At 63.9% G+C, this 16,974-nt stretch carries 17 protein-coding genes and 1 other RNA gene; 14 read left to right on the top strand and 4 right to left on the bottom strand.

What is annotated here, in order from left to right; genetic code table 11:
* Nucleotides 1-37: 37 nt before the first annotated feature.
* Complete coding sequence (locus O6Y00_RS17005) at nucleotides 38-1,162, bottom strand: PQQ-dependent sugar dehydrogenase (RefSeq protein WP_435368645.1); 1,125 nt, start codon at nucleotides 1,160-1,162, stop codon at nucleotides 38-40.
* A gap of 178 nt (nucleotides 1,163-1,340) precedes the next feature.
* On the opposite strand from O6Y00_RS17005, the gene rimP reads away from it, so the two are divergent.
* Genes rimP through O6Y00_RS16990 form a run of 3 tightly spaced genes read left to right on the top strand, consistent with a single transcriptional unit; the run spans nucleotide 1,341 to nucleotide 3,981 of the window.
* Nucleotides 1,341-1,937, top strand: coding sequence for a ribosome maturation protein RimP (gene rimP, locus O6Y00_RS17000; RefSeq protein WP_353443760.1), 597 nt, complete (start codon nucleotides 1,341-1,343; stop codon nucleotides 1,935-1,937).
* The gene (gene nusA / locus O6Y00_RS16995) at nucleotides 1,937-3,742 is read left to right on the top strand and encodes a transcription termination factor NusA (RefSeq protein ID WP_353443759.1); all 1,806 of its coding nucleotides are present in this window, start codon (nucleotides 1,937-1,939) and stop codon (nucleotides 3,740-3,742) included. The genes rimP and nusA overlap by 1 nt, the downstream gene beginning before the upstream one ends.
* Complete coding sequence (locus O6Y00_RS16990) at nucleotides 3,742-3,981, top strand: tautomerase family protein (RefSeq protein WP_353443758.1); 240 nt, start codon at nucleotides 3,742-3,744, stop codon at nucleotides 3,979-3,981. The genes nusA and O6Y00_RS16990 overlap by 1 nt, the downstream gene beginning before the upstream one ends.
* Nucleotides 3,982-4,111: 130 nt before the next feature.
* Here O6Y00_RS16990 and O6Y00_RS16985 read toward each other — a convergent pair whose 3' ends face one another.
* A complete protein-coding gene (locus tag O6Y00_RS16985; protein WP_353443757.1) occupies nucleotides 4,112-4,420 on the bottom strand; it encodes a GIY-YIG nuclease family protein in 309 nt (102 codons plus the stop codon).
* A gap of 113 nt (nucleotides 4,421-4,533) precedes the next feature.
* Between O6Y00_RS16985 and O6Y00_RS16980 the strand changes: the two genes are divergently transcribed.
* The 3 genes from O6Y00_RS16980 (at nucleotide 4,534) to rbfA (ending at nucleotide 8,637) form a co-directional block, all read left to right on the top strand.
* A complete protein-coding gene (locus tag O6Y00_RS16980) occupies nucleotides 4,534-5,280 on the top strand; it encodes a DUF448 domain-containing protein (protein ID WP_353443756.1) in 747 nt (248 codons plus the stop codon).
* Nucleotides 5,277-8,132 (top strand): translation initiation factor IF-2, encoded by a 2,856-nt coding sequence (gene infB / locus O6Y00_RS16975; RefSeq protein ID WP_353443755.1) that lies wholly within the window; start codon nucleotides 5,277-5,279, stop codon nucleotides 8,130-8,132. Before O6Y00_RS16980 ends, infB begins: the two co-directional genes overlap by 4 nt.
* Before the next feature lie 115 nt (nucleotides 8,133-8,247).
* Nucleotides 8,248-8,637, top strand: coding sequence for a 30S ribosome-binding factor RbfA (gene rbfA / locus O6Y00_RS16970; RefSeq protein WP_302675837.1), 390 nt, complete (start codon nucleotides 8,248-8,250; stop codon nucleotides 8,635-8,637).
* Nucleotides 8,638-8,858: 221 nt separating this feature from the next.
* Here the strand turns inward: rbfA and O6Y00_RS16965 are convergent, their stop codons facing one another.
* Entirely contained in the window at nucleotides 8,859-9,149 is a 291-nt protein-coding gene (locus O6Y00_RS16965; RefSeq protein ID WP_353443754.1) for a hypothetical protein, read from the bottom strand.
* 28 nt (nucleotides 9,150-9,177) lie between these two features.
* On the opposite strand from O6Y00_RS16965, the gene O6Y00_RS16960 reads away from it, so the two are divergent.
* The 7 genes from O6Y00_RS16960 to O6Y00_RS16930 all read left to right on the top strand — a co-directional run bounded on the left by O6Y00_RS16960 (nucleotide 9,178) and on the right by O6Y00_RS16930 (nucleotide 15,983).
* Nucleotides 9,178-9,753 (top strand): thymidine kinase, encoded by a 576-nt coding sequence (locus O6Y00_RS16960; protein WP_353443753.1) that lies wholly within the window; start codon nucleotides 9,178-9,180, stop codon nucleotides 9,751-9,753.
* Nucleotides 9,754-9,901: 148 nt separating this feature from the next.
* The gene (gene truB / locus O6Y00_RS16955; protein ID WP_353443752.1) at nucleotides 9,902-10,927 is read left to right on the top strand and encodes a tRNA pseudouridine(55) synthase TruB; all 1,026 of its coding nucleotides are present in this window, start codon (nucleotides 9,902-9,904) and stop codon (nucleotides 10,925-10,927) included.
* An 18-nt stretch (nucleotides 10,928-10,945) separates the two neighbouring features.
* Nucleotides 10,946-11,215 carry a 30S ribosomal protein S15 gene (gene rpsO / locus O6Y00_RS16950; protein WP_055881152.1) on the top strand — a complete coding sequence of 90 codons (270 nt, stop codon included), beginning with the start codon at nucleotides 10,946-10,948 and terminating at the stop codon, nucleotides 11,213-11,215.
* Between the two features lie 223 nt (nucleotides 11,216-11,438).
* A complete protein-coding gene (gene pnp / locus O6Y00_RS16945; protein WP_353443751.1) occupies nucleotides 11,439-13,868 on the top strand; it encodes a polyribonucleotide nucleotidyltransferase in 2,430 nt (809 codons plus the stop codon).
* Nucleotides 13,869-13,971: 103 nt separating this feature from the next.
* Entirely contained in the window at nucleotides 13,972-14,367 is a 396-nt protein-coding gene (locus O6Y00_RS16940) for a response regulator (RefSeq protein ID WP_353443750.1), read from the top strand.
* 128 nt (nucleotides 14,368-14,495) lie between these two features.
* Nucleotides 14,496-15,065, top strand: a complete 570-nt coding sequence (locus O6Y00_RS16935) for a DUF5991 domain-containing protein (protein ID WP_353443749.1) — start codon at nucleotides 14,496-14,498, stop codon at nucleotides 15,063-15,065.
* A gap of 18 nt (nucleotides 15,066-15,083) precedes the next feature.
* Nucleotides 15,084-15,983 (top strand): peptidoglycan-binding protein, encoded by a 900-nt coding sequence (locus O6Y00_RS16930; protein ID WP_353443748.1) that lies wholly within the window; start codon nucleotides 15,084-15,086, stop codon nucleotides 15,981-15,983.
* Nucleotides 15,984-16,028: 45 nt separating this feature from the next.
* On the opposite strand, the gene ssrA is transcribed toward O6Y00_RS16930, so the two are convergent.
* Nucleotides 16,029-16,384: a transfer-messenger RNA gene (gene ssrA, locus O6Y00_RS16925) on the bottom strand.
* Between the two features lie 122 nt (nucleotides 16,385-16,506).
* Here ssrA and O6Y00_RS16920 point away from each other — a divergent pair.
* Nucleotides 16,507-16,938: an RrF2 family transcriptional regulator gene (locus tag O6Y00_RS16920; protein ID WP_060526568.1), complete on the top strand. Its 432-nt coding sequence runs from the start codon at nucleotides 16,507-16,509 to the stop codon at nucleotides 16,936-16,938.
* Nucleotides 16,939-16,974: the final 36 nt, after the last annotated feature.

The following is a 16,974-nucleotide window of genomic DNA, read 5'->3' as shown; positions in this document are numbered from 1 at the left end:
CCCCTGCCCCCTCCCGCAAGCGGGAGGGGAATTTCGCTTACTTCGCGGTCAGTTTTATCAGGCGGCCTTGCGAGTCGCCGCCATCTTCCAACACCCAGATCGCGCCGTCGGGGCCTTGTTCGACTTCGCGGATTCTTGCTCCCATGTCCCATTGGTCGCCTTTTGCAGCATTTGTGCCGGTCAGGTCTACGCGGACCAGCGACTTCGAGGACAGGCCGCCGATGAACGCGTCGCCCTTCCACTGCGGGAACATGCTGCCCGAATAGATCATCAGGCCGCCGGGCGAGATCACCGGGTTCCAAAACACTTTCGGCGCTTCATATCCGTCGCCGGGCTTGTGATCGGGGATGTCGGTGCCGTCGTAGTTGCTGCCGTTCGAGGCGTTGGGCCAGCCGTAATTGAGGCCGGGCTTGATGAGGTTGACCTCGTCGCCGCCCTTGGGGCCCATCTCCTGCTCCCAGAGATTGCCCTGCGCGTCGAACGCGAGCCCCAGCAGGTTGCGGTGGCCGTAGCTCCAGATCTCGGGGGCGAAGCCCTTTGCGACGAGCGGGTTGCCGGGGGCGGGCTTGCCGTCGAGCGTGAGGCGCAGCACCTTGCCGAGCGTCATCTTCGGGTCCTGTGCGGGCGTGAATTTCTGGCGCTCTCCGTTGGTGAAGAACAGGTATTTGCCTTCGGGCGAGAACGCGATTCGGCCGGAATAATGGCCGTTGCCCTCCACGAACGGCCGCGCGCTGAACAGCGCCTCGATCTCGCCGAGACGCTCGCCGCCGCCACCATCCGGACGCAGGCGACCGCGCGCGAGGACGACGCCCTTCCCGCCCTCGCCGGCGGTCGAATAGCTGAAATAGACGCGCTGGCTGGTCGCGAAGTCGGGCGCGAGGACGACGTCCATCAGGCCGCCCTGTCCGGCCGAATCGACGGTGAGCGTCGCGACGGTCTGGCGCGACTTGCCGTCGGCGGAGACCAGCAGCATCTGCCCCTTCTTCTCGGTCACGAGCATGCGCTTGTCGGGCAGGAACGTCATCGCCCAAGGCGAATCGAAGTCGGCGACCACCGTCTCCTTGAACGGCTTCCCCGCCGCAGCCGGTTGCGCGGAACAGGCGGTCGAGGCGAGCAGCGTGGCGGTCATCAAACCCGTGGCGAACAGCGTCTTGCGAATCATGATCTTCTCCCGGAAATCCCTGCGCTAACGCAGCGTACTAAACGAAGGTTGCTCCCGCTTGCGGACCAGCGCCACCCCGCGTATAGAGGCACCACTTCTCTACATCGCCAGATGAAGAGGCTGCGGGGCTTGCTCCGCGGCGGCAATCACCTGTGCTTTGGCCCTGTTTGGAATTTCGATGGCGAATATCGCCCTGCTGACCGACCTGATCGAACCCGAGGCGACCGCGCTCGGCCTCAGCCTCGTGCGCGTGCGCATGCAGGGCGGCAAGTCCGATCCGACGTTGCAGGTGATGGCCGAGCGCCCCGACACCCGCCAGCTGGTGATCGAGGATTGCGCCGAGCTGTCGCGCCGCATCTCCGACAAGTTCGATGCGCTCGAAGCCGAGGGCAAGGACCCGGTCGGCGAGGACGCGTATCGTCTCGAAGTGTCAAGCCCCGGTATCGATCGTCCGCTGACCCGGCTCCAGGACTTTGCCGACTGGGAAGGCCAGGAGGCACGCATTCGCCTCATCGAGCCGTTCGAGGACCGCAAGCAGATCTCGGGCAATCTGATGGGCGTCGAGGGGACGAAGATCACCGTCGACGTCAACAAGCACAAGCTCATGACGATCGACTTTTCGCAGGTCGCCGACGCCAAGCTCGTCATGACCGACCGTCTCATCGCCGCGACCGCGCCGCTTTCGATCGAAGGCGCGGACGAGGTTTTCTATCAAGATACGCCCACCGATGAGCCCGATGCTCACGAGGCCGACACCGAAGAAGGACAGCATTGATGGCCACGGCAGTCACCGCAAACCGCGCGGAACTGATCGCGATCGCGAATTCGGTCGCGTCGGAGAAGATGATCGACAAGGCGATCGTGATCGAGGCGATGGAGGACGCAATCCAGCGCGCCGCCCGCTCGCGCTACGGCGCCGAGAACGACATCCGCGCGAAGCTCGATCCGAACACCGGCGATCTGCGCTTGTGGCGCGTCGTCGAAGTGGTCGAGGCGGTAGACGATTATTTCAAGCAGGTCGACGTCAAGGGCGCGCAGAAGCTTCAGAAGGACGCGGCACTCGGCGACTTCATCGTCGATCCGCTGCCCCCGATCGAGTTCGGCCGCATCGCCGCACAGGCCGCCAAGCAGGTCATCTTCCAGAAGGTCCGCGACGCCGAGCGCGAGCGCCAGTTCGAAGAATATAAGGACCGCGCGGGCGAAATCATCACCGGCGTCGTCAAGCGCGTCGAGTTCGGCCATGTCGTCGTCGACCTGGGCCGCGCCGAGGGCGTGATCCGCCGCGACGCGCAGATCCCGCGCGAAGTGGTGCGCGTCAACGACCGCATCCGTTCGCTGATCCTGAACGTCCGCCGCGAGAACCGTGGGCCGCAGATCTTCCTCAGCCGCGCGCACCCCGACTTCATGAAGAAGCTGTTCGCGCAGGAAGTGCCCGAAATCTACGACGGCATCATCGAGATCAAGGCCGCGGCCCGCGATCCGGGTTCGCGCGCGAAGATCGGCGTCATCTCGCATGATTCGAGCATCGATCCGGTCGGCGCGTGCGTCGGCATGAAGGGCTCGCGCGTTCAGGCCGTCGTCCAGGAAATGCAGGGCGAGAAGATCGACATCATCCCCTGGTCGCCCGACATTGCCACCTTCGTCGTCAACGCGTTGCAGCCGGCCTCCGTGTCGCGCGTCGTGATCGACGAGGAAGAAGAGCGCATCGAGGTGGTCGTTCCCGATGACCAGCTTTCGCTGGCGATCGGCCGTCGTGGCCAGAACGTGCGGCTTGCGTCGCAGCTGACTGGCAAGGCGATCGACATCCTCACCGAGGCCGATGCGTCCGAGAAGCGCCAGAAGGACTTCGTCGAGCGCTCGGCGATGTTCGAGAAGGAATTGGACGTCGACGAGACGCTCGCACAGCTGCTGGTCGCCGAAGGGTTCACCAACCTCGAGGAGGTCGCCTATGTCGAGGTCGAGGAGATCGCCGGCATCGAGGGCTTCGACGAGGACCTGGCGGGCGAGTTGCAGAACCGCGCGACCGAGGCTTTGGAGCGTCGCGACGCCGCGAGCCGCGAAGAGCGTACCGCGCTCGGCGTCGAGGACGCGCTGGCCGGCATGCCGTATCTCAACGAGGCGATGCTGGTCACGCTCGGCAAGGCGGGCATCAAGACGCTCGACGACCTCGCCGATCTCGCGACCGACGAGCTGGTCGAGAAGAAGCGCGTCGAGCCACGTCGTCGCAACGAAGACGCACCGAAGCGTCCTGAGCCCAAGGGCGGGATCCTTGCCGAGTATGGCTTGAGCGACGAGCAGGGCAACGAGATCATCATGGCCGCTCGCGCGCACTGGTTCGAGGATGAGGCTCCGGAGGCTTCGGCTGACGACGTCGAGGCGGACGAGACTCCGGTGGAAGAGGCTTCGGCTGACGACGCCGTGGTCGAGGACGCTGCGACTGAAGAGACGACGGCCGACGACGCCGTGGCTGAGGACGCTTCGGCGGACGACGCTTCGGACGAGGACGCTTCGGACGAGGACGCTTCGGTTGAAGACGCGGCGGACAAGACCGACACGAAGAGCGAGGGCGACAAGGCCTGATGCCGTTCGTCAGCATCCGCATCTCGGGGTCCGCCACCAAGGACCAGAAGTCCGGCATCGTCGCCGACGTCACCCAGTCGCTCGTGCAGCGGCTGGGAAAGAACCCGGCTGCGGTGCAGATCGTGATCGAAGAGGTCTCGACCGAGAATTACGGCGCAGGCGGCCAGCTGCTGGTCGACCGCGACGCTCCAAAGACGACTCCAGCGCAGGAGGACGCACATGCGGAACCCTCCCAATGAGGCGCTAAAGCTTCCATTACCGCTATCGTCGCCCCGGACTTGTTCCGGGGTCCACCAGTCGGCATTCTCTACGGCCGGTTGGTTTGCGGAGCCGTGGATGCCGGAACGAGCCCGGCATGACGGGGGGGACTTAGGGCAGCGGGTTGAGGCCCAACGCGACTGCGAGGTCGTCCCAATGCGGGTTGTCGCGCTCGATCAGGTTCATTTTCCAGTCGCGGTGCCACTTCTTGATTCGCTTCTCGGACGCGATCGCAGATTCCATCGTGTCGGCCATTTCGTACCAGACCAGGCGGATGATGCCGTGATGGCTGGTAAAGCCTTCGAAGGTGCCTTCGCGGTGCTGGAGAATTCGGCCGATGAGGTTCGAGGTCACGCCTACGTACAGCGTGCCGTTATAGCCGTTGCAGAGGATGTAGACGCAGGGTTGTCTGTTCCTCATGCCTTGGAGACTGCGGCACCGTGGACCCCGGAACAAGTCCGGGGTGACGAAGTATTTCGTCATGCCGGACTGGTTCCGGCATCCATTCTTCGACAAATTCAGGGGATCGCCGCATGACCGACGAACCCGTTCGCAAGTGCATCCTCTCCGGGGAACGCGACGTGTGGCCCCACCTCGTGCGACTCGCGTTGTCGCCCGATGGCCAGATCCTTCCCGACGTGCGCGCCAAGGCTCCCGGCCGGGGCGCGTGGATCGGGGTGACTCGGGTCGAGCTCGAAGCCGCGATCAAGAAGGGCAAGCTAAAGGGTGCTCTTTCCCGCGCGTTCAAGACCGGCGAGTTCACCATCGATTCCGAGCTTCCAGCCAAGATCGAATCCGCGCTGGAGCGTAACGCGCTCGACCGGCTCGGGCTCGAATCGCGCTCCGGCACGGTGCTGATAGGCTCCGACCGGATCGAGCAGAACGCACGCCAGGGCAAGCTGAAGGCGCTGTATCACGCGTCCGACGCCGCCGAGGACGGCAACCGCAAGCTCGATCAGGCGTGGCGCATCGGCAACGATGTCGAGGGCTCGGGTTTGCGGGGGTTGGCACTCCCGGTATCGCGCACCATATTGGCGTTGGCGCTGGGGCGGGAAAATGTGGTACACATTGGCCTGACCGACCGCGCTGCAGCAAAGCGGATGAGCGAAGCGCTCGACCGTTGGCTGCATTTTATCGGCCCCGAACCTTCTTCCGTGTCTTGCGAAACGGCCTCGCAGGGCGCATCGGCGTCACCACAAAATGGGGCGCCACCGATACAACAGGCGTCCGGATCGACCGGAACACGCCCGGCCGTGGACATGACTGAGGAATTTGAGTGAGCGACACGGACAACGAGAAGCCGAAACTTGGCATGCGCGCACCTTTGGGTGTGAAGCGCACGGTCGAGACCGGCCAGGTGAAGCAGAGCTTCAGCCACGGCCGATCGAATACGGTGATCGTGGAAACCAAGCGCGCGCGCGTCCTGCGCCGTCCGGGCGAGCCCGACGTGCAGGTCGCGGATGCCGCACCGGTTGCCGCGCCCGCCCCGGCGGCTGCCCCCGCAGCCCCGGCACCGCAGGCGCGCGCACCGCAGCCTGCGCCCGCCCCCGTGCGTCAGCAGCAGAGCAATCTGTCGCCGCAGGAGCGCCAGGCCAAGCTGCTCCGCGAGGCTGAAGAGCAGCGCATGAACACGCTGGAAGAAGGGCGTCGTCGCCAGGAAGCCGAACGGGCCAAGGCGATCGAGGACGAGCGTAATCGCGTCGCCGATCGTGCGCGTGCCGAGGCTGAAGCCAAGGCGCCGAAGCCCGTCGCGGCTCCTGCGCCCGCACCGGCCCCTGTCGTCGAAGCGGCTCCCGCTCCGGTCGCAGCACCGACGCCAGCGCCTGCTCCGGCCCCGGTCGAGGCTCCCGTTGCGGCGGCGCCTGCCCCGGCACCGGTTGCCGCGGCACCTGCGCCTGCACCGAAGCCCGCTCCGGTAGTGGCTGCTCCTGCACCGGCTCCCAAGCCTGCGCCGGCACCTGTCGCACCGCCGGCACCGCCGCCCGTCATCGAACTGACCCGCGATCCGGCGTTCCCGGCACCGCGCCGGTTCTCGCCGGTGGCACGTCCCGAGCGTCCTCCGCCGCCGCCAAAGCCTGTTGCAGCACCCGCTGCCGCAGCGCCGACCACGGCTGCGAATGCCGGCACGACCGCGGCTCGCCCCGGCGCGACCGGCGTCAATGCTCCGGCTGGTGGCGTCCGCCGCGATGCTGTCCCCGCGCGTCCGCAGCAGCGTGACCGCAAGGGTGACGATCGTCGCACCTCGGGCAAGCTCACCGTCAACCGCGCGCTCGGCGATGGTGATGGTGCACGTGCTCGCTCGCTCGCCGCGCTGAAGCGTGCGCGCGAGAAGGAGCGTCGTGGTACCGGTGGTCCGCGCGAGGCGCAGGCCAAGCAGATCCGCGACGTCGTCGTCCCCGAGGCGATCACGGTGCAGGAACTCGCCAATCGTATGGCCGAGAAGGGTGCCGACCTCGTCAAGGCGCTGTTCAAGATGGGCATGCCCGTCACGATGACGCAGACGATCGATCAGGATACCGCCGAGTTGCTGGTCACCGAGTTCGGCCACAACCTGACGCGCGTCAGCGATGTCGACCAGGATCTGGCCAACGACACGATCGACGATGCCGAGGAGACGCTGAAGCCGCGCGCTCCGGTCGTCACGATCATGGGTCACGTCGATCACGGCAAGACGTCGCTGCTCGATGCCCTGCGCGGCACCGACGTGGTCCGCGGCGAAGCGGGTGGCATCACCCAGCATATCGGCGCGTATCAGGTCACGCTGAAGGACAAGTCGAAGATCACCTTCCTCGACACCCCGGGCCATGAAGCGTTCACGCAGATGCGTGCGCGTGGTGCGGACGTCACCGACATCGTCATCCTGGTGGTGGCGGCGGACGACGGCCTGATGCCGCAGACGGTGGAGGCGATCGCCCACACCAAGGCGGCGGGCGTGCCGATGATCGTCGCGATCAACAAGATCGACAAGGAAGGCGCCAATGCCCAGAAGGTGCGCGAGCGCCTGCTGAGCGAGGAGATCGTGGTCGAGGACATGGGCGGCGACGTCCAGGACGTCGAAGTCTCCGCGACCAAGAAGATCGGTCTCGATGCGTTGATCGAGAAGATCCAGCTCCAGGCCGAACTGCTCGAACTGCGCGCCAATCCGGATCGCGCCGCCGAGGGTACGGTGATCGAGGCCAAGCTCGACAAGGGTCGTGGTCCGGTCGCGACGATTCTCGTCAACCGCGGTACGCTGCGGGTCGGCGACATCTTCGTGGTCGGCGGCGAGAGCGGCAAGGTCCGCGCGCTGGTCGACGACAAGGGCAAGCAGATCAAGGAAGCGGGTCCGGCGATGCCGGTCGAAGTCCTCGGTCTGTCGGGTGTCCCGCAGGCGGGCGATCCGTTCCAGGTGGTCGAGAACGAGGCACGCGCCCGCGAAGTCGCGGAATATCGTCGCAGCGTGAAGACCGACAAGCGGACCGCCTCGGTTCCTGCCAGCCTCGAGAGCATGTTCTCGGCGCTGAAGGAAAAGCAGGCGATCGAATATCCGCTGGTCGTGAAGGCGGATACGCAAGGCACGGTCGAGGCGATCGTCGGGGCGATCAACAAGATCTCCACCGACCTGATCAAGGCGCGCGTGCTGAGCTCGGGCGTCGGCGGCATCACCGAATCGGACGTCACGTTGGCGGCGGCTTCGGGGGCTCCGATCATCGGCTTCAACGTTCGTCCGAACGCCAAGGCGCGTGAAATCGCCGAGCGCCAGAAGGTCGCGTTCAAGTATTACGATGTGATCTACGACCTGATCGACGAGATCCGGGCGGGGATGGCAGGCGAGCTTGGGCCGGAAGCGTTCGAGACGGTCGTCGGTCGTGCCGACATCCGCGAGGTCTTCTCGGCGGGCAAGCACGGCAAGGCAGCAGGTCTGCTCGTCACCGAGGGCAACATCCGCAAGGCGCTCAAGGCACGCATCACGCGCAACGACGTCATCATCTACCAGGGCGAAATCGCATCGCTGCGTCGCTTCAAGGATGATGTCGCGGAGGTCCGTGCGGGGCTCGAGTGCGGCGTGACGTTCACGTCGAACTTCGTCGATATCAAGGCCGGCGACGTCCTCGAGACGTTCGAAGTCGAGATGCGCGAACGTACTTTGTAACTACTAAAGCCCTCTCCCCTGCGGGGGGAGGGTTGGGTGAGGGGCTGTCCCAGGCGCTGGCGTATGCGGCGCCCCTCACCCCCGCCCTCTCCCCGAGGGGGAGAGGGAGCTTAAGATGAAGACCGATACCCCAGAAGCAAAAGCCGTCCGCTCATTGCGCGTCGGCGAGCAAGCGCGCCATGCGCTGTCCGACATCCTCGCGCGCGGCGACGTGCACGATCCGGTGCTCGAAAAGCACCTCGTGACGATCACCGAAGTCCGCATGTCCCCAGACCTCCGCCACGCCACCGTCTTCGTGAAGCCGTTGCTCGGCAAGGACGAGGAAAAGGTACTGAAGGCGCTGCGGACCAACACCGCCTACCTCCAGCGCGAAGTCGCGAACCGGGTGCAGATGCGGTATGCGGCGAAACTGAAGTTCCTCGCGGACGAGAGCTTCGACGAAGGTACGCACATCGACACGCTGCTGCGCGATCCGCATGTGGCGCGGGATTTGACCGAAGATTGATTTTGCTGGGCTGCCAGCGCCGCGCTTGTAGTCAGTCAGGAGTTACGGCTGGTCGGGCAATTGCCTTTCCCGTTCCTCCGCTCCTCGCGCCCTCGCCTCCCTCTTCCGTTCGTGCTGAGTAGAGACCGAGTAGGCTCGAAGAGCCGTATCGAGGGCTCGTATCGAAGCACAGGTTCCCCGCCAACACATCCTTCGATACGCCGCTTCGACAAGCTCAGCAGCTACTCAGGACGAACGGGAATATCAGGGTTGGATCGGCTGAGCAGCGCATCTAACGCGGCATTGGGCGTAGCAGCGGCAGCCATCCAGTCAGGTGCGCCCATCCAAAACATGGCGGCATCGACGTCGCCAGCACTTGGCCCGAACTCCAGTGCCCAAGATGCGCGCCGCAAGCCGCACTCCACAGTGTCCGCTACGGCGATCGCTAGCCATTTCCCGCCGCTATAAACACCCTGATATCGATCCTGAACGACGATAACGGGATACAAGGCATTTGGAATTTTGCTGGACATAGTCGGTCCTTCCGGCTTCCAGACTAGCATGGCCAAGCTATATTTCTACTACGCATCGATGAACGCGGGGAAGTCGACGAACCTGTTGCAGGCGGACTTCAACTACCGCGAGCGGGGGATGCGGACGATGCTGTTCACCGCGGGCGTAGACGACCGGTTCGCGGCGGGGACGATCACGTCGCGGATCGGGCTGGAGGCGCCGGCGATCGCGTTCGATGCGGGGACGGATATCGGGGCTTGCGTGGTTCGGCAGCACGGCGAGGAGGCGATTTCCTGCGTGTTGGTGGACGAGGCGCAATTTCTGACGTCCGCGCAGGTCGATCAGCTCGCGCATATCTGCGACGTGGTCGGGATACCGGTGCTGGCCTACGGGTTGCGGACCGATTTCCAGGGGGCGCTGTTTCCGGGGTCGGCGCGGTTGCTGGCGCTGGCGGACTCGCTGGTCGAGATCAAGTCGGTTTGCGGGTGTGGGCGGAAAGCTACGATGAACCTGCGGGTCGATGGGAACGGGCGGGCGATTGCCGAGGGTCAGCAGACCGAAATTGGTGGGAACGACCGGTATGTCGCGCTGTGTCGGCGGCATTTTTGTGAGGCTTTGAGGTAGGCCCCTTCCCCACCCCCGTCATCCTGACGAAAGTCAGGACCCAGGGTACCGGACACCGTCGCTTATGGCTCTGGGTCCTGACTTTCGTCAGGATGACGGCGTGGGTGGAGCACGCTCCCGCCTCAACTGAATTCTGGGACTTACGCACATGCATGGCTGGATCATTCTCGACAAGCCGCTGGGGCTTGGGTCGACACAGGGGGTGTCGGCGGTGAAGCGTGCCTTGCGCAGCGGCGGGTATGGGAAGTTCAAGGTGGGGCATGGGGGGACGCTCGATCCGCTCGCTACCGGGGTTTTGCCGATTGCCGTTGGGGAGGCGACGAAGCTGGCCGGGCGGATGCTCGATAGCGACAAGATTTATGATTTCACGGTGCTGTTCGGGGTTCAGACGGATACGCTCGATGCGGAGGGGGTGAGCATCGCTACCTCCGACGTGCGCCCGACTTTGGCGGCCGTGGAGGCGATGCTCGCGCAGTTTACCGGGCCTATTTCGCAGGTGCCGCCGGCGTACTCCGCGCTGAAGGTGGATGGGGAGCGGGCTTATGATCTGGCTCGGGCCGGGCATGAAGTAGTGCTGGCGAGCCGGGACGTGACGATTCATTCGCTATTCTCCCCGGTACGGGGAGGGGGACCAGCGCAGCTGGTGGAGGGGGGCTTCCGCGAACGTTCCGCTGGTAGCGAGCCCCCCTCCATCACCGTCCAAGCGGACGGCGGTCCCCCTCCCCGTGCCGGGGAGGAATTGCAGGATGCGCCCCTGCCCCATACTCCCCTTGAGGAGGTCACGCTCACCGCGCATGTGTCCAAGGGCACCTACATCCGCTCCCTCGCGCGCGACATCGCCCTCGCCCTCGGCACCGTCGGCCACGTCACCATGCTCCGCCGCACCAAGGCCGGTCCGTTCGACCTCACGTCCGCGATATCGCTGGACAAACTGGACGAACTCGCTAAGGCCTCCGCGCTTGAAGATGTACTTCTGCCCTTGAGGGTGGCGCTGGACGACATCCCGGCTCTCTCCCTCACCCCCGACCAGGCAGGGGCGCTCCGACAGGGGCGTATCTTGGCCGGGATCGCCGCAGACGATGGCCAATACTTCGCCGAACTGGACGCTGTCCCGGTCGCGCTGGTCGAGGTCGAGGACGGAGACGTCCGGGTCGTTCGCGGTTTCAATCTGTGATGTCGAGGACATGAATTCATGACGATTACCGCTGAACGCAAGACCGAGCTCGTCAAGGAGCATTCGCGCGCCGAGGGTGACACCGGTTCGCCGGAAGTCCAGGTCGCGATCCTGACCGAGCGCATCAAGAACCTGACCGAGCATTTCAAGGGCCACAAGAAGGACAACCACTCGCGTCGTGGTCTTCTCATGATGGTCAACAAGCGCCGGACGCTGCTGGATTATCTCCGTCACAAGGACGGCCAGCGCTATCTGGATCTGATCGCGAAGCTCGGTCTCCGCAAGTAACTTAGACGGCTCCCCTCGGGGGGCCGTTTTCGTATATAGGGTTGTTCTCCCGCGAAGGCGGGAGTCCAGACTGGGCCCCCGCCTCCGCGGGGGAACAAGGAACTGGAGCGGCGGCAATTCGGCCACCCCTCCTGGGATGACAATTCATCCCACACCGCCGCGGGCCGGCTAAGCCCGCACATAGGCCCCGTTCGCATCTGGCGACCGGAGTGAAGGAAAAAGAATGTTCGATACCAAGACCGTAAGCGCCCAGTGGGGCGGCAAGACTCTGACGCTCGAGACCGGCCGCGTTGCGCGCCAGGCCAACGGCGCAGTGCTCGCCACCCTCGGCGAGACCGTCGTTCTGTGCGCCGTGACGGCTGCGCGGACCGTCAAGGAAGGGCAGGATTTCTTCCCGCTCACCGTCCATTACCAGGAGAAGTTCTCCGCGAGCGGCCGCATCCCCGGCGGCTTCTTCAAGCGTGAGCGCGGCGCGACCGAGAAGGAGACGCTGACCAGCCGTCTCATCGATCGCCCGATCCGTCCCCTCTTCCCAGAGGGTTTCTACAACGAGATCAACGTGATCTGCCAGGTTCTGTCGTATGACGGCGAGAACGAGCCGGACGTCCTCGCAATGGTCGCGGCCTCCGCAGCGCTAACGATCTCGGGCGTGCCGTTCATGGGCCCGATCGGCGCGGCACGCGTCGGCTACGTCGATGGCGCGTACATCCTCAACCCGACGCTCGAGGAAGCCAAGGCTGGCGATCTCGACCTCGTCGTCGCCGCCACCGGCCAGGCCGTGATGATGGTCGAATCGGAAGCCAAGGAGCTTTCGGAAGAGATCATGCTCGGCGCCGTGCAGTTCGCCCACAAGGCCTGCCGCGAAGCCGCCAACCTGATCATCGATCTGGCCGAAAAGGCTGCCAAGGATCCTTGGGAAATGGCCGAGCAGGCTGACCTGTCGACTGCCAAGGACAAGCTGAAGAAGCTGATCGGCAAGGACATCGCGGCCGCCTACAAGGTGACCGACAAGTCCAAGCGTTCGGACCTGCTCAATGCCGCTCGTGCAAAGGGCAAGACCGCATTTGCGGACGCGTCCCCGCAGGACCAGATGGCAGCCGGCAAGCTGATGAAGAAGCTGGAGGCGGAGATCGTCCGCGGCGCCATCCTCAAGGACGGCACCCGCATCGACGGCCGCACCACCACGCAGATTCGTCCGATCGAGGCGATGGTGCACTTCCTGCCACGCACGCATGGCTCGGCGCTGTTCACGCGTGGCGAAACGCAGTCGATCTGCACCACCACGCTCGGTACGCGTGATGCGGAGCAGATGATCGACGGCCTCAACGGCCTGTCGTACGAAAACTTCATGCTGCACTACAACTTCCCTCCCTATTCGGTTGGGGAAGTCGGTCGCTTCGGTGCGCCGGGTCGTCGCGAAGTCGGTCACGGCAAGCTCGCATGGCGCGCGCTGCACCCGGTGCTGCCGACGAAGGAAGAGTTCCCGTACACGATCCGTGTCCTGTCGGACATCACCGAGAGCAACGGCTCGTCGTCGATGGCGACGGTCTGCGGCGGTTCGCTGTCGATGATGGATGCTGGCGTTCCGCTGAAGCGTCCGGTGTCGGGCATCGCGATGGGCCTGATCCTCGAGGGCAAGAACTTCGCGGTTCTGTCGGACATCCTCGGCGACGAGGATCATCTCGGCGACATGGACTTCAAGGTCGCTGGCACGTCCGAGGGCATCACCACGATGCAGATGGACATCAAGATCGCTGGCATCACCGAGGAGATCATGGGCAAGGCTCTGGCGCAGGCCAAGGAAGGCCGCGCGCACATCCTGGGCGAGATGGCCAAGGCACTCGACCACACCCGTGAGGAACTGTCGGCGCACGCACCGCGCATCGAGAGCTTCCAGATCGACAAGTCGAAGATCCGTGAAGTCATCGGCACCGGCGGCAAGGTGATCCGCGAGATCGTCGCGCAGACCGGCGCCAAGGTCGACATCGACGACGAGGGCGTGATCAAGGTGTCGTCGTCCGACCCCGCGCAGATCGAAGCCGCGATCAAGTGGATCAAGGGGCTCGTCGAGGAGGCCGAAGTCGGCAAGGTCTATGACGGCAAGGTCGTCAACCTGGTCGATTTCGGGGCGTTCGTGAACTTCATGGGTGGCAAGGACGGTCTCGTCCACGTGTCCGAAATCAAAAACGAGCGCGTCGAGAAGGTCTCGGATGCGCTGACCGAAGGCCAGGAGGTCAAGGTCAAGGTTCTCGAGATCGATCCGCGCGGCAAGGTGCGCCTGTCGATGCGCGTCGTCGACCAGACGACCGGCGAAGAGCTGGAGGACACGCGTCCTGCACGTGAGCCCCGTGAAGGCGGTGATCGTGGTCCGCGCGGTCCGCGTCGTGATGGCGATGGCGGTCGTGATGCCGGCAACGGTGGCGGCGGTCGTGGTCCACGCGGCGAAGGCGGCGCCGGTCGTGATGGGGGCGATCGTGGCTCGCGCGGCCCGCGTCGTGACGGCGACGGTGGCCGTGACGCAGGCGGCAACGGCGGTGGCCGTGGTCCGCGTCGCGACGGCGGCGGCAACGGCGGCGGCGAGCGTGCTGCACGCACCGACGGCGACAAGGCCCCCGAGTTCGCGCCGGCGTTCCTGACCGGCGATCGCGACTAAGCCCTCGCGGCCTAGTGGCAATGATGGAGGGGCTCGGGAAACCGGGCCCCTTTCTCATGTCAGGCTCACTTCGCCCCGTTATGCCTTGAGAACATGACTTATATTGGAACGGAGCGGCATGCCGGATGTTCGAACCGGTATGAACGCCATTTCGAAGTCCGTTATCCTCGTCGTCGATGACGATGCCCTGGTCCGCGTCCATTCCAACCTCGCGCTGGAAGATGCCGGCTACGAAGTCGTCGAAGCAAGCAACGCAGCCGATGCCCTGGCGAAGCTTGAAGAGCGGCCCGATATCGCCGCGCTGTTCACCGATGTCCGCATGCCGGGAGACCTGAACGGCATCGACCTCGCCAATGCCGTGCACGCGCAACGCCCCGATATCGCGATTCTGGTCACTTCGGGGACCGATAATGGCACGACTGCTGCCCTACCCAAGGCCGCGCGGTTCGTGCAGAAGCCTTATACCGGCGCACAACTCAGCAAGCTTTTGCAACTCTAGGTGACGTTTGAGGTTACGGGTCGGAACGCTCCACCCGGAGTAAGCCTCGACCGGGTACCGGTGTGGAACAAATACCGGCTACACGGTTTCCATAACGCGTAGTTCTTGTCGAAAACCAGGGGGTTCTGATGCCATACGTCAAGGGTATTACGGTCCGGGCCTGCGGTATCGCTGCTATGCTGACGATTGCTACCGCGGCCTGTAGCGCGACAAGCGACAATACATCGTCGATCGAGATTGGAGCTAATGTCGGTGCTCCAGCGCCGGAGGTAGCATCTCTCGTGACCAACGGCGACGGTATCGCTGAGCCAAACCGGACACCTACCAGTCCCGGTACGGCGCAATGGGCGGGCACGTATACCTACGCGTTCAATGGTGGCGCAAATGCAGCTGGAACGGAAACCGTCGTCACATACACGCTCAACCTGTCGGCAGCCTCATGCAAGCTGACGGCCGAAGGGTATCAGACAGACGAGACAGTCCTATGCTCGACCAAGCCGATCGCTGACGGCATCGATGTGGCGTTCAAGAGCTACGCCGATGGTGGACTAACCGACAAATATGGAAACGCCGTCTATTCCGTCGGTGATCCTTTGTTCTCCTTGCAACGAAAAGACGGAAGGATTCTCACGCACTGGAAGGGGTACCCACTTCCGGACGACAAGCCACACCCGATTGGAGTCTACTTCCACAACTGATCTTAAGGACATGCAGTCATGATCCAACTGGAGCACGCGGTAGGTCACGGAGCACGTAATACTCGGAGCGACGTTCGGTTAGTTCAACATCTGCTGAACCGTCATGGTACGCTGCGTGCGGCTTTGCTGAAGGTAGATGGCATCGTTGGACCAAAGACGATGGCCGCGATACGTGGATTCCAAGCGAATGTCGTCCACCTGCACCCGGTTGACGGCCGGGTCGATCCCGGCGGTCCTAGCTTCACCGCGTTGACGACTCCGCCGCACGCCCTAGCCAACCTCCGCGTAACACCCAAAAATGCGAGGGGGCCTTCGCCCGCTTCGGTGAAATCGAACCCGCCTACCTGGGCTGCTGTAACGAAACCTACGTTGCCCGTGATCACCGCGACTCCAGCGACGCCGAAACAGCATGACGTTATCGCTTGGGGTGCCAAGGTATCACCAAGTTTCAAACGCAAGGTCCTGGAGATGACCACGCGCTTACAAATATCGCCCGACTTTCTGATGGCGTGCATGGCGTTCGAGAGCGGCGAGACGTTCAGTCCAGCGGTTCGTAACGCTGCAGGATCGGGCGCGACCGGTCTTATTCAGTTCATGCCCTCGACAGCGAAGGCACTTCACACAACGACTGAGGCACTTGCTGCGATGAGCGCCGAACAACAGCTCGTATATGTGGAACGATATTTTCGACCTTACAAAGGTCGGATCCGCACGATTGAGGACATATACATGACCATCCTTTATCCGAAGGCGATCGGGCAGACGACGGACTATGTTCTGTTTAGCGGCAGCACCAAGGCGTATCGCCAGAACAAGGGCCTGGATGCCGATGGTGATAAAGCGGTTAACAAGTACGAAGCAGCCGCAGCAGTGCGCGCCAAATATCACAAGGGACTGCGCGCCGGCTATATCGGCTGACAGGTTAGTGGGGAGCTTCTGTTGCTCGGTGCCCCCCGTACCGCCGGTGTCCACTTCTGTTGCCCGGTGTGGCCCGAACCGCGCTTTCGTCCGTATAACCTAGGTCGTTAGACCGTCAGTTATGCGGCAATTGCGAGTGCTTCGTTATCGTTGGCACTTGTGTATGGGCCGTTGCGGTGGTCCCATTCCGAGCGAAACATAGCGTCGTTGAACACACGTCGATCCTAGTTCGACCCCGTCATCGTCCCCCTCTTGTGAAGAGGGCGGTGGTGGAGTCGCCGGGTACTGCCCCCGGGTCCGCTGTGTCTATGACACGCCACGGTTTATCGCCATAGCCGCCAAGAGAAGATTCCCCCGACGGCATCACCGATATAGGGGGGCCGCATCGATCTGAAAAGCCCGGCCAAATGAAAAGACTGGCGCGGTGGCGGCATCCCCCGTGGATAAATCTCCCTAGGGTCAGCACACAGCGTGCCAAACCGCCTTCCGCTCGCCACAAAGCGCGTGCATAGCAACCTGCATTATGTTGACGCAGCGCTCCCGCTACGCGCTCCGCGCGATGATCTTCCTTGGCGGTGCTCCCGCCGGTGGCCCTCCCATCCCGATGACGCGGATCGCCGCCGAGGCGAACGTGCCACGCAAATTCCTCGAGCTGATCCTCGCCGATCTGCGCGAGTCCGGCCTGCTCCACAGCCATCGCGGCAAGATGGGTGGCTATCGCCTCTCGCGGCCGAGCCATCTGATTTCGCTGGGTGAGATCATCCGGATCATCGAGGGCCCGCTGGCGCTGGTGCCGTGCGTGAGCCGGACCGCGTACCGGCCATGCCTCGACTGCAAGAGCGAGGCGGATTGCGCGATCCGCTACGCGATGATGCGGGTGCGCGACGAGACTGCGCGGATTTTGGATGGGACCAGCCTGGCGGATGCCAACGCTGAGGATCTGGTAGCCGCGTAATTCTTTCCTTCTTCCCTCGGGGAGAAGGTGGCGCGG

Origin of the sequence: Sphingomonas faeni (assembly GCF_040407565.1) — a bacterium.
Taxonomy (GTDB): Bacteria; Pseudomonadota; Alphaproteobacteria; order Sphingomonadales; family Sphingomonadaceae; genus Sphingomonas; species Sphingomonas faeni_F.
The sequence above is the reverse complement of the archived record's forward strand: the minus strand, read 5'-3'. Positions and strand labels throughout refer to the sequence as shown.